This window comes from Chryseobacterium pennipullorum (assembly GCF_003384725.1).
In the GTDB taxonomy this organism is placed as follows: domain Bacteria; phylum Bacteroidota; class Bacteroidia; order Flavobacteriales; family Weeksellaceae; genus Chryseobacterium; species Chryseobacterium pennipullorum.
In genome coordinates, this window is sequence record NZ_QNVV01000001.1 from 475,420 (window position 1) to 490,565 (window position 15,146).

The window sequence follows — 15,146 nt, forward strand, 5'->3', positions numbered from 1 at the left end:
ATGATTATCAAGAAGCTTTCCCTTTACAATTTCAAAAACCATTCTGAGAAGAAGTTTGAATTTTCGCCTCAGATCAACTGTTTCGTAGGCAATAACGGTGTAGGAAAAACCAATATTCTGGATGCCCTCCATTATTTATCGGTAGGAAAAAGCTTTTTGGGAAACACAGATTCCAACAATATCAAAAGAGAAGAAGACTTCTTCACGATTGATGCTGAAATCCAGAATGAAGACAGCGAAGATATCATCAGAATTTCCCAGCCTAAGGAGGCCAAAAAGGTGATCAAAAAAAATGATAAAAGCTATGAACGGCTGGCAGACCATATCGGTTATCTTCCAAGCGTCATGATTTCGCCATATGACTCTAACCTGATTTCAGACTCCGGAGAAAGCAGACGAAGATTTCTGGATGCCATGATTTCCCAGACCGACACCGAATATCTTTTTGACCTGATTCAGTATCAGAAAACCATTCAACAACGAAATGCGTTATTGAAATACTTCGCTAAAAACAGAACCTGGGACAAAGATTCGCTTGAAATCTATGATGATCCGATGACAAAGTTCGGAACAAAAATATTTAATAAAAGAAAAGAGTTTGTAGAGCAGCTGAACCCTATTGTTCAGAATTTCTATCAGATTATTTCCGGTGGCAAGGAAGCAGTTTCTGTTCTCTACGAATCTCATCTGCTGGAACAAACTTTTGAGGAGCTTCTCAAAGAAAGTCTGGAAAGAGACCGTATGCTTACCTATACTTCGAAAGGAATCCACAAAGATGATCTTCTTTTTGAGATGGATCGGGTCCTGATCAAAAAAACAGGATCACAGGGACAGCAGAAATCTTTTCTGATCTCACTCAAACTGGCGCAGATGAGTCTTGTAAAAGAGCTTACCAACAAAACCCCTATCCTACTGCTGGATGATATTTTTGACAAGCTGGATGACATCCGGGTATCTCAGCTGATTGAACTGGTGAACAGGGAAAACTTCGGCCAGATTTTCATTACAGATACCCACAGGGAACGAACGGAAAGTGTGGTAAAAAAAATTAATGAGGAAAGTATTATTTTTGAAATTTAAAGCAGATTTGATAAGCAGGCTCCCTATCCGTGAATACGAACGACGGGATGAGTTAATAGATAATAGGATAATAGTAGATTAGCAGATATTTCAATTCGAAACATATCTTTCACAACCTTTAGTCATGAAGAAAAACAAGAAACGCGAATTTCAGTCCTCTGAACTGGTAAAATCTTTCGCCAGAATCTATGGTTTCGAAGACAAACTTATCGCCTTTGACATCAAAGATTTTCTGGAAGAATACCTGGATGAAAGTCTTTTTAATGAGATCAGAAGTGTAAATATTGAAAATGGATGTGTGATCATTACCATTGCTTCGCCGTTGCTGAAACATGATTTTAAAATGCGTAAGAGTTTCTATCTGAAAAAATTTCAGGATAAATTCGGTGAAGATCAGTTTCATGATCTCCAGATCTTATAGGCACACATCATTACTAATACTGTTTGACAGACTTGGAAGCAAAGATCCAATCTGTTGGTAAAAAACAATAAATGCTGTATTCCTACAGCATTTATTGTTTTTATTGTCTCAGCACAGATTAATGCTGTTCTTCAGATTTGTTGGAAATGGTACTGCTCATCAGATCGTCTGCCTTTTTATCCAATCCCGACCGTAGTGGGAAGAAGAATTTCAGCGGATGCTTCATAAAATATCTGAAAATTTCCTTATAGATTTCACTTACCTGGCCAAAATTCATTTTCCTTGATCTGAACGCAAGGAACATGGATAAACTGAAACTTACGAGAAAGTTAAAGAAACCTATTAAAAATACCGTGAAAAAGGACATCCAAAAAGTATATGAATCTACAGAAAAGTCTTTCCCGTATAGCCCCAATGCAAAGTTTCCGGCAGCAAAGGTAATGTGTCTGATATCCAGATCCAGCCCAAAAAACAGCCCTACCGGAGCGGTAGCACCCAGAAAAACTCCAAACCAGAAATTGGAAACGATACCCGGCCAGTTTTTAGCATAATATTTTGACAGTCCTTTTGCGAATTTCTTTCCAAAGAAGCTTCTGATTGATAAGTTTTTAGCGATTCGTTCCGGGATCTGATAAAATACAGAGTTGTTACCAATATTTCCGGAGATAATTCCTGAAATAAAAAGATAGAATCCGGCAATACTGGCATGCAGAACTGCTTTGGACTTAAAGGGATCAAGATCCTTCAGCAGCTTATCCGACCGGTCTACGGCAAGGTTTTGTGAGAAAAATACATCAAGACCGTATATAATGGCAAGCGCCACCGGAAAAGCCAGCAATACATTCCCTACGAAAGCAATAAACTGGCTTCGGAATAATTTGGAGACAAGATGGGCAAATTCAGTATTATTTCTTTTATTGTTTCCTTCTTCGGATAATACCTTGGTCATCGTCGCAGCAGTCATAGCCGGCTGTTTTGTTGCCAGTGTGAAACCCATCAGGTAGATCATGATGAATCCCATCGCGTAGTTCATAGAATACAGGAAGGCATGGGAAAAATCACTTCCCGGGATATATCCGTAAAGCATTTTCAGCACACAGAGCGCTCCAACAATGATTCCACCCCCACTGGCTTTGTAGAACATGGTCATATATTCTTTCCGGGTCGAGGTAATATAGTGGGTTCCTGCTTCTGCAGTATGATTGGTAATAAGGTGGGAAATCAGCCTGGTACTGTCGTTGATCAGGTCTGCAATATTATTTTTATGAGATTTATAACTCAGTATATTGAATACCAACTGCTTAGACTTAATAAGAACATCTTCTTCGCTATCGATTACTAAGAGTTGCACGATTTCGTAGATCCGTTCAGTCTGCTGGCGGATTTTCAGAAGCGATTGATTGATCTTTCCGGAAATACCATATTTCGCAGAGTTTTTAAAGGCGATATTGACAAACTCCTGGCATTGTTCAGCATAGATTTTAATCTGCTTATACCGGCTATCTTTAGAATGAAGCTGCAGCTCAGGGTCCTTTACCACATCTTCAGCCAATGTTTCCAATTCATTCTGCAAGGCCAGAAACGGGTTGTCCAGGTTTCTGTATTGGGGGGCCATTCTTACCACCTCTACTTCCATCGCCATTCCGGTAACCCTCCATGAAAGAATATTCATGGAGAAGATCAATTCTTTCTTCACATTGGGTTTGATGATAAAGTCCGACGCTCCCAAAATGGTTAAGAATTCATTAATCTCATTTTCAGGAAGGTTATGCAGGTATTTCAGGTCCTTTTTAGGTCTGAGGCTGACATTATCAATCATGTACCACACCGTTTTTTCATTTTCCACGGGTGGCAGGACTTTATTCAGAATCCTTTTTTTAAGCTCCGGAAAGAAGGCATTTTCGGAAAGAATGTTGGCTTCGGTCAGAGACAGGTTGAAGGGTCTTCCTTTAAAAATATTATGAATGTAATGTTTAAAGTTTTCAGCAAAATTCGGATTGCTTCTGAGAACATTGAGCACATCAGTAAAGTCTGCCGTTTTTACGCTCTCTAAAAACTCTGCAAAGGGTTCTAAAGAAAGGGTTTCGTTCTTAAAAGAAAAGTACCTTTTAAGAACCGACTCAAAATTTGTGCTGGAATTAAAGAATTTCATTAGGACAAAGATACTATTTCAAACTTACATTCCTCATCTGTCTCATGATCCAATTGTGTTTCTTTCTCAGATAAGGGGATGGATTTTTGGGATCATACTTCTTGGGATTGGGCAATACCGCAGCAATCCAGGCCGCATCGGAAGCGCTCAGATCTTTGGATGATTTTCCAAAATAATACTGGGCTGCTGCTTCTACACCAAATACACCCTGCCCCATTTCTATCGAATTCAGGTATCTTTCCAGGATAATATCTTTGCTCCATACCTTTTCAATAATAAAAGTATAGACTGCCTCAAGCCCCTTTCTTATCCAGCTTCTCCCCTGCCAGAGGAACACATTTTTAGCGGTCTGTTGGGAAATCGTGCTTCCGCCTCTTATTTTTTTTCCTTTTTCATTATACTTCATCGCCTTTTCGATCGCCGTATAATCGAATCCGTTATGATCAAAAAATTTCTGGTCTTCTGAAGCAATAACCGCCTTCTTTACCTGATTACCCATTTCGTCATAGGAAATATAATCCCGGTGAAGTTTTCCGTATTCAAAAAGCCCTCCTATCTGAGTAATTGTAATGGGGGGATTGAAAAACCTGCCCCAGATAATAAAAACAACATTCAGAACGAGAATGATAAAGATAAGCTGTTTAATTTTTTTCCACATAATATTCTAAAAAGGAGAAGCAAAAATAAGCAAATAGTCGGATTTACTGCAATTCTTTCATATAGGTAAGCTGATAATCCGGTAAAAGCTCCGGGTGAAAGATTTTAATATAGTCCTTCAGGATCCAATCTGCCCGTACGACTCCGCTTTCAAAGAAATCATTAGCCCTCTGTTTTTCCTTACCGGATAATGTATATATCTTTCCTTTATTGAAGACTTCCAGCTTTCCGTACAGGGCGTTTACTTTCTGCATTTCTTTTTTAGAGGTATAGCTTCCTGCATTCACCCAGTATTGTACGCCATTGGTTTTTGCAAACACTTCTTCAAAACTCATGGTGAGCGCTTTTTCATCTTTATTATCCTTCATGATATACGCGGCATTGGCATCTGCAATATAATGGGCAACAGAAGTATTTCCTCCCGGAAGGTACCATATATTTCCATACATTTCATTTGCTAAAACCACAGGCTTATCTTTTCCTGTCAGTGCCAGCTGCTTCAGATCATTATAGTTTTTTTCCACTTCCAGATACTTAGCCTCTGCCTCTTTCTCTTTTCCTAAAAACTCTCCGAATAACTTTATATAAGCTGTTTTCTCCAGAGGTTGCTGCTCCATATACTCATCCAGAAATATCACCTGAATTCCATTATTTTTTAAAAGTTCATAGGTATTATCAAAACTGGCAATGTGATTGGTAAAAATAGCATCCGGTTTCATGGAAATAATTTTTTCAACATCATACTTCTGGTCACTTCCTACATTTTGAATTTTTCCTTCCTTCAATAGCTTCTGAATCTTCTCAGAGTAAATATACTCAGGGCTTGAAACGCCGATGATCAGATTTTCTGCATTCAATTCCGAAATATACCCGGCCATGCTCGCATTAAGAAGAATAATTTTCTTAAACGGGATCTGATTTTGCTGAAAATTATACGTGAAATTTCCAGATTTCAGCTCCAGGTTTCCATCATGCTCTTTAAACTGTGTCCGGCTGGAAATATGAGTCCAATCTGAGGACGAAATTTTTGTTTCTCTTTTACAGGCAATTAGAGAAAATACCGTGAATAAAAGTAAAATTTTCTGTTTCATCTTTCAAAGAACGGAAAAAAGTGCTATATTTGCAAACCTTTAAACAACAAGGTAACACAAGGCCTCGTGGCGCAACTGAATAGCGCATCTGATTACGGCTCAGAAGGTTACAGGTTTGAATCCTGTCGAGGTCACTGAAGGAGACAACTATTTGATAGTTGTCTCTCTTTTTTAACACATAAAAATCTCTATATCAAACTTTTACAGCCTGATATTTTATCCTTCATTAGCTCATTATATACTCCTACTATTTCATGTTAATTAAAATTAAGAACTAACTCAACAGGATTCAAACTAAAATAATCAATTTACAATATCATAATTATCAACCACATGCATCTAAAACACATTCCAGATCTTTTAAAAATTGGTTCGATATTCCCACCAGCAAGTTCACAAGCAGCCAAAATGGCGTCAGCTGAAGTCAGCTGACACCATTTTTATTGATGATTTCAGTTTAAACCAGAATAAATTTTAGATTTTCATGTTATTACATATCAAAAGCTAAAATAGACTTGTAAGAATTTGTAAGGAAGACTATGATTACATTAATTTAATTTTTGAGTAACATAAATTCTAATAAAAACTTATTTCAATTAACTTTTACATTCAAGTATATAGTTACCAAAATCTAAATTACCATAAGGAGGACATTCCAATTCAGAAGAAAAAAAAGGTAAAAGATTTTGATTGGAAGTCAATATGACATTAATATTGGTTCGCTTATATAATTTAGTGATCATAAATCAATATCTTTGTATATCCTGAAGATCTAGGGATAGAATAAGTAGTTTGCAGGAATTGTTTTATAAGAATGGACAACTTCACTTTTAAAGAAATAGCCGCTTTTATAGGAATTTTTCTTGTACTTGTACTTGCATTATTTTTATTAACTGTAAAAACAAAGAACAAACTTTCAAACTGTCTGTTAGCGTTCTTTCTTTTTACAAATGCACTCGACGCTATCAAGTTTTTGCAACACGGATTTCCCGTGAATTTTATCAACCTAGAGGCGCTTCGTTGGAGCACTAACTATGTGGTTTCTGCATTATTTTATCTTTATGTATTATCTGTTTGTTATACCAATTTTCGGTTAAAACTGCAATATCTAACACATCTTATTCCGTTTTTAGCGTTCAATGCGTTTATGATGTGGGGAATTTATTTTAGTGATAGACCTGCGAAAATAAAATTCATCAACGGCATGAACGATATGCCGCTCATGCAATTTTTCCTTTTCCTTTTCGAAGTGCTGTTTCAAGTCTATTTTATTGCCTCATTTTTGGCAATTAGAAAGGCTAAAAAAGTATATCTTGAGAATTACACAAACCCAAATATTTCAGCACTCAATGCTCTTTACAAAATAACATTTCTCTATTACGTTTTGCATTTTATTGTCCTTGTAAGATGGTTGGTTACATATATTTTTGGTATCGGTGAGATTCGAGCATGGATCGTAACTCTTGATGGATTGGCATTTCTGTTTTGTACGTGTTGGTATCTTTTTGTTGCACTAAATAATCCCGAATTTTTCCGAGGGGTGAATTCTGATTTAAAACCGATAGAAGAAATAGTTTCCGAAGAAAAAACCTCTCCAAAAATAGATGAGGAAAAGAATACGCAAATTGATTCTTTAAAAGAGTTTATGATTAAAAATGAACCTTATCTTGATTCTTCATTAACGATTCAGAATTTGGCAGAGCAAGTAGAAATGCCTGTGAAAGATTTATCGGCTTTGATTAATTTGTATATGGACAAACATTTTTTCGACTTCGTAAATGAGTATCGGATTGAAAAAGCCATGCAAATTCTAAAGGATTCTTCTCAAAAAGAGTTGACCGTTTTGGAAATTTTGTACCAAGTTGGATTTAATTCTAAATCTTCGTTTAATACCTCATTCAAAAAGTACACGGGAACAACTCCTACAGATTTCCGAAAAAACCCAAAATAATTCATCTTTTTTCTTACAAATGAGTTCGACTATTTTTAATCGGTCGTATAGTAAAGGTTTTCATAAGAAATTTGCAGACAGTTTTTAAAAATATTATGTCAATGAAAAAAATAATTTTCTTACTATCATTAAGTATTTTATTCACCAATTTTCTTTCAGCTCAAAAGCCGGCTGAACAAAAAACAGAAATCCGTCAAATTAATGAACTCATGACCAAATCTTACCAAAGAGGTTTGTTCAACGGAAATATTTTGGTCGCTAAAAAAGGAAAAATCATCTATCAAAAATCGTTTGGTTTTACCGACGAAACGAAAAAAATAGCGTTAACGAAGAATTCAATTTTAAATTTTGGTTCTATTGCAAAACAGTTTAATGCGGTTGCTATTATGATGTTGGTGGAGCGTGGCAAGCTAAAACTTGATGATCCTATTTCTAAATACAATTTGGACTTGCCAAAATGGTCAGAAAAGGTAACGACAAGACATTTGATTAATTATGCCAGTGGAATTCCCAGACTAGAAAACGGATTAATCGTTCCGAAAAATGATGAAGAAGCCTGGAAGATTTTGAGAAAAACCGACACCTTGTTATTTGACCCAGGAAAAGGATACAGATACGATAATGGCAATGTGTTTTTGCAAAGAAGAATTATTGAAAAGGTAACAGGAATGAGTTTCCAAGATTTTGTTACTAAAAATATGATCAAACCTTTGAAAATGACCAATTCCGTTTTTGATGCAAAACCGGCTTACAAAAATCGAACTTCCTGTTATGATATGGACAATGTGAGATGCCCAGAAATGGAATTTATCAGCGGTTGGCTTTGGTTAGAAATCAATGATATGTACAAATGGACTGATGGGATGAATCATCATCGTTTAATTTCCAGAAAATCCTTTGAAACATTATTGAATAATCCTTACGCAAAAGAAGAAGGCGGATCGCTTGGCCGATTTTATGAAGAAGATGAATTGCAACGTCACAATGGTATTTCGTATAAATTTGAATCTATTCTATTAAATGATATTAAAAATAATATCATTGTAATTCTGGCATCCAATAACCTCAATAAAGTGTATAGTTTAGGACATACAGTCCGTGACATCATGCTTGGAAAAGCATACGAAATTCCTAAAAAATCGGTTTATCAAGCGTTAAGAAAAGAAGCTCTAACCGATGTAAATAAAGCGATTGAAAATTATTATCAACTGAAAAAAACTTCTGAAAAAGAATATAGTTTTGATAACCCAAGCGAACTAAATTCATTAGGCTATGAATTGCTAAGAGCCGGCAAAATAAACGAGTCTATCGAAATTTTTAAATTAGTTGTAAAAGAGTTTCCACAAAATCCTAATGTTATAGATAGTTTGGGTGAAGCCTATTATACCAACAAGCAATATAAATTGGCCATAGATTGCTACAAAAAAGCAATTGAATTGGGAGGAACCCAAGGTAATGCGGAAAAAATGATCAACAAAATAGTAAAAGAAATAGATCAGTAAAATTTTCAAAACAAGTTTTTAATAAAAAATCACTTATTAACAGGAGGAAACAATATACTTTAATAAACCAAAATATATCTCTATATAAGTTCTCGAATTCATGTGCGAACTAAATATTCTATCAAACTCTTGATAAACTCATCTTGTAGAACATAAGACAATAGAAGCAGACTAAAGTCAAATTAACCCAACTTTGATTTTTCGTGTACGTAACATTTATATTGTAAAACACTTTACAACTACAAGAAGTTGAATGTTAGATTTTGGATAGCTAATTCTTGTTTAATATGGCTCAAGCGAATTAAATCATCGGTAAAAGTGTTTGAAGATACACTCGTCAAGGTTACAAATAAATAGCACCAATACTACTGGTGCTATTTTTATTTAAAATCCCAATTAAACCGTCACATTTTTAGATTAACTTTACTGTACTGGTATCATGATATGGATTGACTTCTCAATATTTTTCACCTGTCCATTTCCTGGTTCCTGTGGCACTGGTACTCCCCCTATCTCTTTGATTTCCGACCTCATCAAACATAACGCAAACTTCAGTCTGACAAAAAAAAACCAAGAAATCTAATCAATAAAGATGAAGTATTTTTTTAATGGTATTATTTCTTTATTGAAAGTACCGATTGAAACTGCTTTTTAAGCGATTCAATTTCATCGGACTGGAGTTTTAACCGCTTGTTTTGTTCAATTGAATAAAGGGTCAGTTCTTCAATTTTTTCCAGAAGCTTGGCATTCATTTCACCAAGATTGATTCCATCTTTTAGTACTTCAGCTGTTGAAGGGATGTTAGGTAAATGACCTTTTTCTTTAATATGAGTTTCTACTTCTTCTAAGGTTTTTAAATTATAATTTTTATCAAAAACATAGTCTGCCCAGCCATTAGCGCTCGCTACATCAACTTTTACCTTTTCAGTTCTAATTCCATCCTTCACAAACATTCTAAAATCACCACAATCGCCACAAACAATATCAGGATTGGTTCCTAAAAATAATTTCCCATTAGCCTTTAATGACATAATCCAGCCATAACCGGAAGACGTTGGCCATCCCGCCACATCTAATATTCCTGGGTTGTTAGGTTGATATTGGGTAAATCTCAGAAAGACAAGAGAGTTTCCGCTTGCATTATTGGGAGCTTCATTTCCCACATACAATGTGCTACCAGTGGGTGAGTTTGAGGTAACATGGGTTATACCAGATACTTTCAACGCAACACCATCTCTTGGAGCTCCTGCAATGCCAATGTTCCCAGATGAATTCAAACGGATTCTTTCTACATTATTTGTTTTTAGAACAAAATCTTTAGCATCAGAAGTTCCTAAATAGTTTGTAGTTGCGTCGGTCCCTGCATTTCCAGATAAATTCCAAGATTGTGCAAAGGTAAAAGTTGAAACAAAAACAGTTAGCGTCAGTAATTTGATATTCATTATTGTTAAATTTAGTTAATTTTCGGCAAAAATATAAATTTAAAACTTGACTTTTAATCAATCAGCCAATGAGAAAACATGAGCTTTGTCACCTTTTGGTGTCTTAAATACGTAAATGACAGCTCTGATTTACCAATCTGCCGCAGCAGCGAGACCTTAAAGAAAACATCCCTTTCTGGTAGTCTCAGAAAGATTGCGGATTTGTTGAAGAGAGTTTCTTTTCCCGAACTGTTTACTCATTTTTTAAGCAAATAGAACCGCTGTTTTTCGCGTCGGATTGTTATAAAATAGGAAATTTTCTCAATGATTGTATTGTTTTTCCTTAACCAAATCCTGCATTCCGTAGTAATGGATTGCTTTTTCTTTAAGTGGATGGGTACTCCACTCCTCCCATTCACCGGTGTATGGATTATATCCACATTTTAAGGGTTTTGAAGTATCTAAACCTTCAGAGTTAGTATGAGTTCTTTCTGTGTAAGCTCTACAATCTGTACAGACATATCGAAATTCACAATCTTTGCAAACCTCTATGCTGTCTTTGGTTAGGTTCCAGTATTTTTTGAAGTCAGGATGGGATACTGCTTCATCTAAGGTAATATCTTTAATATTCCCAAAACTTTGAGGCATAGATGGGCAGTTTCTAATATTACCTTCAGAATCTATTGAAATTTTTTTGTAGAGACAGGAGTTGTGGTTGTTGGATAAAGTATATGTTTCGAGATTAGAATTAAAGTATTTTGAAGAAATCAATCCACAACTTTTTTGACTTATAATTTTATCTTCAACATAAGTTATGGTTCTATTCATATATTTCTCCTGTTTATATTTATCACATCCAAAATAGATCAATCTGTTAATTTTATCATTTGACTTAATCATCTTTTTATTCAGTAATCTGGTTCCTAATTTTATTTTATAAGGCAGGATGATTTCAATACCTTTTAGAGTAGTTCTGGATAGATTATTCAAAAATGTAAAAAACATATTTAAATCAATGGCATCATAACATCTGATTTGTAATTGTTGTATTCTATGGGTATCAATAAATTGTGCAATATGAACCGAATCTTCAAGAAAAAAAGAGTCTTTACTTACATCAATTATTATACTGGAAATGGGTTCAGCAACCTTATAATTCAAATTTAGAGGAATGAGTTCTTCTATGATTTTGCTATCGATAAACCCTATTTCATTGACTAATAAAAAATTTAAATAATCTTTTAAGTATTTTTCATTTTCTTTTCCATAGCTGTCATAAATTTCTTCAATGGAAAAATTGGGAAACTCTTCAATAAGTAAAGTATAAAGAGCATTTGGAATCAGGTAATAATTATTTCTTTGGGTATCGCAAATTATACTTCTTGTATGCCCATAATTCACCAGGCAACAAGCAAATCGATTGAAATAAGTCATCTTATTGTATTAACATATTTTATTTGGCAAATTATATCAGGATCTTAGAGTCTAAGTTTTTCATGTCTCTATTGGGTATGACTGTAATTTTTTTGTATCAGCTTACATTACAGCTGTGTGCCAAATTTTTGTTTTATATTTTCATTCATTATTTGTCTATCTATTAGTAGATAGCGATGTTATCTTAGGGATAGGATTTTGGTTTTGAAACAGATTTCAATATTTCTTTTTTAAAATTAATGTTGAATTACTCGTTTTTAAACAAGAGGTCAGAAATAAAACAAATCATATGATGTTTCACCATTAACTGATCATTTTAGAGATAACTATTCTAGACCCTTCAACAGTATAACCTCTTGTCTGGTAAAAATCTGAGTTAGAAAACATCATTGCCGGAATATCACCCAATTTTTTATCTGATAATTCTTTTTGTATATTCCAATAACAAAGTGGCAGTTTTTTATTTTTTAATTTCGTTGTTATTTTTTTCATGATTTTTTAATATATATAATGACATTTGTTCTTCTAAATGATAATTACATGGCTTGGAAACCATTCCAAACTGTCCTACAGGATTTATTTCAAGAAAATAGTACTCTTCATCTTTTGAAACGATCATATCTATGGAGCAGGTTTTCAGATCTAATTCTTTAACCAATTCTTTTAAACTTGATTCTATCTTTATCGGTAGTTGATAGGGCACACTTCTGTTACTTTTCTTATAATTATAATTTCTAAAATCCACCTTGGTTTTCTTATCATTTTGAGAAAATATCGCCATAGAATAAAAAACATCATCCATATATAATATTCTGAGTTCAAATTTTTTATCTATTTTACTTTGAACTTTGGTAGGAAAAATATGGCCTTCATTTTTAATTTCACTTACCTCACTTGTATACATCATATAATGAGAATCAGTATCAAAAAGCGTTACAGCATCGCTTATGGGCTTTGTAATTAGATTTTTATCTATTGCTAATTTGTTAATAATCTCTATTCTATTAGATATATAAGTTTCTGGAATATTGAGACCATGTTTTTCAGCAAGTTTAAGCGTTTTCAGTTTATTTAAACTTTGACTGTATTTATTGATCCAGACTGAATTGTTTAAAAACGATTCTAAAAACCCATATATAGTTCTTAATTCGGAGAATAAATGATTTTCCAGGGTTTTGTTATTATGAAATTCATTAAAAATTTTAGGTTCAATATTTAAAAAATCTTCATCAAAGGTGCGTCTAAACCAAATCGTATTTACAATTTGATTATCTATTTTTTGATTATTAAAATTAAATTCGGAATTGGAAATGTCAATATAAAAGTCTTTATTTAGCAAATCATCACCATTTATTCTAATGATTACTTCATTGTCTTTTTTATGATGGTACAACCAATTTAAAACATGATCTGTTGTATTCTCACCGTAATTTTTACTAAAAATAATTATCATTATGTCAATCTTAAAATTAGGCTATTTGTATATAAAAATACAAATAGCCTATTTTAGTTTTTACCTTGGATTCTAATCATATTTAACATTGTCATTAACATAATAAGTTCCGTTATAGCTATTTTCAGCTCTATAAGAATCTTCAGTGTATGGATCATCTTTTATTAATCCTCCTTTTACAGTTTGCATTTTAAATTTTTTAAGCTTTAAGCTTTCTAACTTTTTTTTCATAAAATAATTTTTAAAATTTAATAATAATTTTGTCATACAAACCCTGACATGGGTTTTATGCTGATCAGCGTTTATATTCCTGTACTGTACTTATACAAGAAGACACTTTTTAGTGTCATATTTTTCAAATGTATCAAACATAATTCACACAAGAAAGCAAAAATTATAGCTTTTTATAGCCTTTAATTCTGTGTTAAAAAAATATTGTATACTTTCGTTTCATCAAAATTTTTCACAAATCATGAACAAGAAGTTAATTGCTGTACGGAAAGCAAGAAAAATTACGCAGGCAGATATTGCAACTTACCTTAAAATAAGCCAGACTCAGTATCAAAAAAGAGAAACAGGAAAAATTAAAATTTCAGATCAGGAATGGAACGATATCGCGAGACTGCTGGATGTTGCTGTAGACGAAATTTTTGAAGAATATACCAATCAATATCTTGTATTACAAAAAAAAATAGAAATCTTAAAACTGGAACTCAAAGCATTAAGCTCGAAGAAGAATATTTAGAATTTTTGCGTTGATTTTTTTAACTTATAAATAAATCATCCTGACGAGAGTTAGGATTTTTTTGACGAATTGTTCGAAATCTTTAGGAAACCCTGTAAAAATATTATTTGAAAATCTTAGGAAGTCTTTTATTTTTGGCATTTACGGAAAGCCGTAAAATAATATAAAATATCATGTGTAAATTTGACTTAGTTAACAATAAAACATTCATATTATGGCACTAAAACCAGGACCAAAAAGAATAGCAATCTCAACGGGCAAACCAGATAAGCGCCAGCGTGATAATAAAGAGACACCAGGAAATACTCCTTCTTTAAAACCACCTAAGAAACAGCAAGGTAAATAACTATATCTTGTACCAAATCCCAGCTTTTGTTGGGATTTTTTAAGCAAAAGGATATAATTCTATATTCTTATAGGGTTACATTATTTTTTCACCAGCTCTACTCTACAGTTTTGCGCCTTCCCTTCTTCAGAACTGTTATCCGCCCTATTCTGTTGAATTGAAGAGAGCAAAGATAGAATCAACAAAGTTGATTTTGAAGTGGATGGATATATATATTGCTGCATCACTCCATCCACTTAAAATAGAACTATTCATAAACCTCGGTCCCGAAGTCTCATGATTTTGCGTAGCAGAGGAATGTAAAACCTATCTGATAACCGTGTTATTATACTGTTCCTGCAAAGAGATCAGATTTAATTCTGAATCATAAACAGCATTAAAAGCAAAAATTTGACCTTTAGACACATAGTCATAGATATACAAATCCGTTAAAGGGGTTGGAATAGCTGCCAGATTTTCAGCATCTATCCATTGTAATTCTCCCTCGTTACAGTATGGTGGTTCAACAAATTCTATGTCAGATATATAAACATAACTTATCCAATTGTATTTAACAGGGGAAGTTTCCGTTAAAATTCCACAAAACTTTTTAGAAGTAATATGAATACCTGTTTCTTCCATTACTTCACGCACCACTGCATCATCTGGATTTTCAAAGGGATCAATTTTACCTCCAACAGGAACGTACATATCTTTGTTGGGTTCCTTCAATCGTTTCAGCAATAAAAATTTATCCTTATTCCTTAATATACATAATGTAGCTACCCTCTTTAATCCCATCACATCATGAGTCATAGTATTTTCTTTTGGAAACAAAAATAGCAAATCCAAAAAGAGTTTTCAACCCTGTTTATTAAACAATAAGGTTACTATGTATTTGAATAATCGAATGA

General features: G+C 33.7%; 15 protein-coding genes and 1 tRNA gene. 7 read left to right on the forward strand and 9 right to left on the reverse strand.

The window, feature by feature from the left end; genetic code table 11:
- Both recF and DRF67_RS02210 read left to right on the forward strand, forming a co-directional pair.
- Nucleotides 1-1,080 carry a DNA replication/repair protein RecF gene (gene recF, locus DRF67_RS02205; protein WP_115926187.1) on the forward strand — a complete coding sequence of 360 codons (1,080 nt, stop codon included), beginning with the start codon at nt 1-3 and terminating at the stop codon, nt 1,078-1,080.
- 124 nt (nt 1,081-1,204) lie between these two features.
- Nucleotides 1,205-1,501: a hypothetical protein gene (locus DRF67_RS02210; protein WP_115926188.1), complete on the forward strand. Its 297-nt coding sequence runs from the start codon at nt 1,205-1,207 to the stop codon at nt 1,499-1,501.
- 118 nt (nt 1,502-1,619) lie between these two features.
- Here DRF67_RS02210 and DRF67_RS02215 read toward each other — a convergent pair whose 3' ends face one another.
- Genes DRF67_RS02215 through DRF67_RS02225 form a run of 3 tightly spaced genes read right to left on the reverse strand, consistent with a single transcriptional unit; the run spans nt 1,620 to nt 5,401 of the window.
- On the reverse strand, nt 1,620-3,653 hold the full coding sequence (locus tag DRF67_RS02215) for a recombinase (RefSeq protein ID WP_115926189.1): 2,034 nt from the start codon (nt 3,651-3,653) through the stop codon (nt 1,620-1,622).
- Between the two features lie 13 nt (nt 3,654-3,666).
- A complete protein-coding gene (gene mtgA / locus DRF67_RS02220; protein WP_115926190.1) occupies nt 3,667-4,311 on the reverse strand; it encodes a monofunctional biosynthetic peptidoglycan transglycosylase in 645 nt (214 codons plus the stop codon).
- A 43-nt stretch (nt 4,312-4,354) separates the two neighbouring features.
- Nucleotides 4,355-5,401, reverse strand: a complete 1,047-nt coding sequence (locus DRF67_RS02225) for an ABC transporter substrate-binding protein (RefSeq protein ID WP_228435715.1) — start codon at nt 5,399-5,401, stop codon at nt 4,355-4,357.
- Between the two features lie 60 nt (nt 5,402-5,461).
- On the opposite strand from DRF67_RS02225, the gene DRF67_RS02230 reads away from it, so the two are divergent.
- From DRF67_RS02230 to DRF67_RS02240, 3 genes are all read left to right on the forward strand, one after another.
- Nucleotides 5,462-5,535, forward strand: a tRNA-Arg gene (locus DRF67_RS02230).
- 680 nt (nt 5,536-6,215) lie between these two features.
- On the forward strand, nt 6,216-7,352 hold the full coding sequence (locus tag DRF67_RS02235) for a helix-turn-helix domain-containing protein (protein ID WP_115926191.1): 1,137 nt from the start codon (nt 6,216-6,218) through the stop codon (nt 7,350-7,352).
- A gap of 101 nt (nt 7,353-7,453) precedes the next feature.
- Nucleotides 7,454-8,854 carry a serine hydrolase domain-containing protein gene (locus DRF67_RS02240; RefSeq protein WP_115926192.1) on the forward strand — a complete coding sequence of 467 codons (1,401 nt, stop codon included), beginning with the start codon at nt 7,454-7,456 and terminating at the stop codon, nt 8,852-8,854.
- A gap of 614 nt (nt 8,855-9,468) precedes the next feature.
- On the opposite strand, the gene DRF67_RS02245 is transcribed toward DRF67_RS02240, so the two are convergent.
- From DRF67_RS02245 to DRF67_RS21430, 5 genes are all read right to left on the reverse strand, one after another.
- On the reverse strand, nt 9,469-10,296 hold the full coding sequence (locus tag DRF67_RS02245; protein WP_115926193.1) for a hypothetical protein: 828 nt from the start codon (nt 10,294-10,296) through the stop codon (nt 9,469-9,471).
- A 300-nt stretch (nt 10,297-10,596) separates the two neighbouring features.
- Complete coding sequence (gwsS, locus tag DRF67_RS02250) at nt 10,597-11,709, reverse strand: grasp-with-spasm system SPASM domain peptide maturase (RefSeq protein ID WP_115926194.1); 1,113 nt, start codon at nt 11,707-11,709, stop codon at nt 10,597-10,599.
- Between the two features lie 303 nt (nt 11,710-12,012).
- On the reverse strand, nt 12,013-12,201 hold the full coding sequence (locus DRF67_RS02255) for a hypothetical protein (RefSeq protein WP_115926195.1): 189 nt from the start codon (nt 12,199-12,201) through the stop codon (nt 12,013-12,015).
- Nucleotides 12,170-13,162, reverse strand: a complete 993-nt coding sequence (gwsG, locus tag DRF67_RS02260) for a grasp-with-spasm system ATP-grasp peptide maturase (RefSeq protein ID WP_115926196.1) — start codon at nt 13,160-13,162, stop codon at nt 12,170-12,172. Before gwsG ends, DRF67_RS02255 begins: the two co-directional genes overlap by 32 nt.
- 72 nt (nt 13,163-13,234) lie before the next feature.
- Nucleotides 13,235-13,393 carry a hypothetical protein gene (locus DRF67_RS21430; RefSeq protein WP_165851726.1) on the reverse strand — a complete coding sequence of 53 codons (159 nt, stop codon included), beginning with the start codon at nt 13,391-13,393 and terminating at the stop codon, nt 13,235-13,237.
- Between the two features lie 241 nt (nt 13,394-13,634).
- Between DRF67_RS21430 and DRF67_RS02265 the strand changes: the two genes are divergently transcribed.
- Both DRF67_RS02265 and DRF67_RS21905 read left to right on the forward strand, forming a co-directional pair.
- Nucleotides 13,635-13,907 carry a helix-turn-helix transcriptional regulator gene (locus tag DRF67_RS02265; RefSeq protein WP_115926197.1) on the forward strand — a complete coding sequence of 91 codons (273 nt, stop codon included), beginning with the start codon at nt 13,635-13,637 and terminating at the stop codon, nt 13,905-13,907.
- Nucleotides 13,908-14,121: 214 nt separating this feature from the next.
- Nucleotides 14,122-14,253, forward strand: a complete 132-nt coding sequence (locus DRF67_RS21905) for a hypothetical protein (RefSeq protein WP_262511395.1) — start codon at nt 14,122-14,124, stop codon at nt 14,251-14,253.
- Nucleotides 14,254-14,559: 306 nt separating this feature from the next.
- Here DRF67_RS21905 and DRF67_RS02270 read toward each other — a convergent pair whose 3' ends face one another.
- A complete protein-coding gene (locus tag DRF67_RS02270) occupies nt 14,560-15,048 on the reverse strand; it encodes an NUDIX hydrolase (protein WP_115926198.1) in 489 nt (162 codons plus the stop codon).
- Nucleotides 15,049-15,146 lie beyond the last annotated feature (98 nt).

Coding starts and splice junctions, on each gene's coding strand:
- DRF67_RS02245 (WP_115926193.1), bottom strand. CDS start 10,296: ATGAATATCAAATTACTGACGCTAACTGTTTTTGTTTCAACTTTTACC.
- DRF67_RS02240 (WP_115926192.1), top strand. CDS start 7,454: ATGAAAAAAATAATTTTCTTACTATCATTAAGTATTTTATTCACCAAT.
- gwsS (WP_115926194.1), bottom strand. CDS start 11,709: ATGACTTATTTCAATCGATTTGCTTGTTGCCTGGTGAATTATGGGCAT.
- mtgA (WP_115926190.1), bottom strand. CDS start 4,311: ATGTGGAAAAAAATTAAACAGCTTATCTTTATCATTCTCGTTCTGAAT.
- gwsG (WP_115926196.1), bottom strand. CDS start 13,162: ATGATAATTATTTTTAGTAAAAATTACGGTGAGAATACAACAGATCAT.
- DRF67_RS21430 (WP_165851726.1), bottom strand. CDS start 13,393: ATGAAAAAAAAGTTAGAAAGCTTAAAGCTTAAAAAATTTAAAATGCAA.
- DRF67_RS21905 (WP_262511395.1), top strand. CDS start 14,122: ATGGCACTAAAACCAGGACCAAAAAGAATAGCAATCTCAACGGGCAAA.
- DRF67_RS02265 (WP_115926197.1), top strand. CDS start 13,635: ATGAACAAGAAGTTAATTGCTGTACGGAAAGCAAGAAAAATTACGCAG.
- DRF67_RS02255 (WP_115926195.1), bottom strand. CDS start 12,201: ATGAAAAAAATAACAACGAAATTAAAAAATAAAAAACTGCCACTTTGT.
- DRF67_RS02215 (WP_115926189.1), bottom strand. CDS start 3,653: ATGAAATTCTTTAATTCCAGCACAAATTTTGAGTCGGTTCTTAAAAGG.
- DRF67_RS02210 (WP_115926188.1), top strand. CDS start 1,205: ATGAAGAAAAACAAGAAACGCGAATTTCAGTCCTCTGAACTGGTAAAA.
- DRF67_RS02235 (WP_115926191.1), top strand. CDS start 6,216: ATGGACAACTTCACTTTTAAAGAAATAGCCGCTTTTATAGGAATTTTT.
- recF (WP_115926187.1), top strand. CDS start 1: ATGATTATCAAGAAGCTTTCCCTTTACAATTTCAAAAACCATTCTGAG.
- DRF67_RS02270 (WP_115926198.1), bottom strand. CDS start 15,048: ATGACTCATGATGTGATGGGATTAAAGAGGGTAGCTACATTATGTATA.
- DRF67_RS02225 (WP_228435715.1), bottom strand. CDS start 5,401: ATGAAACAGAAAATTTTACTTTTATTCACGGTATTTTCTCTAATTGCC.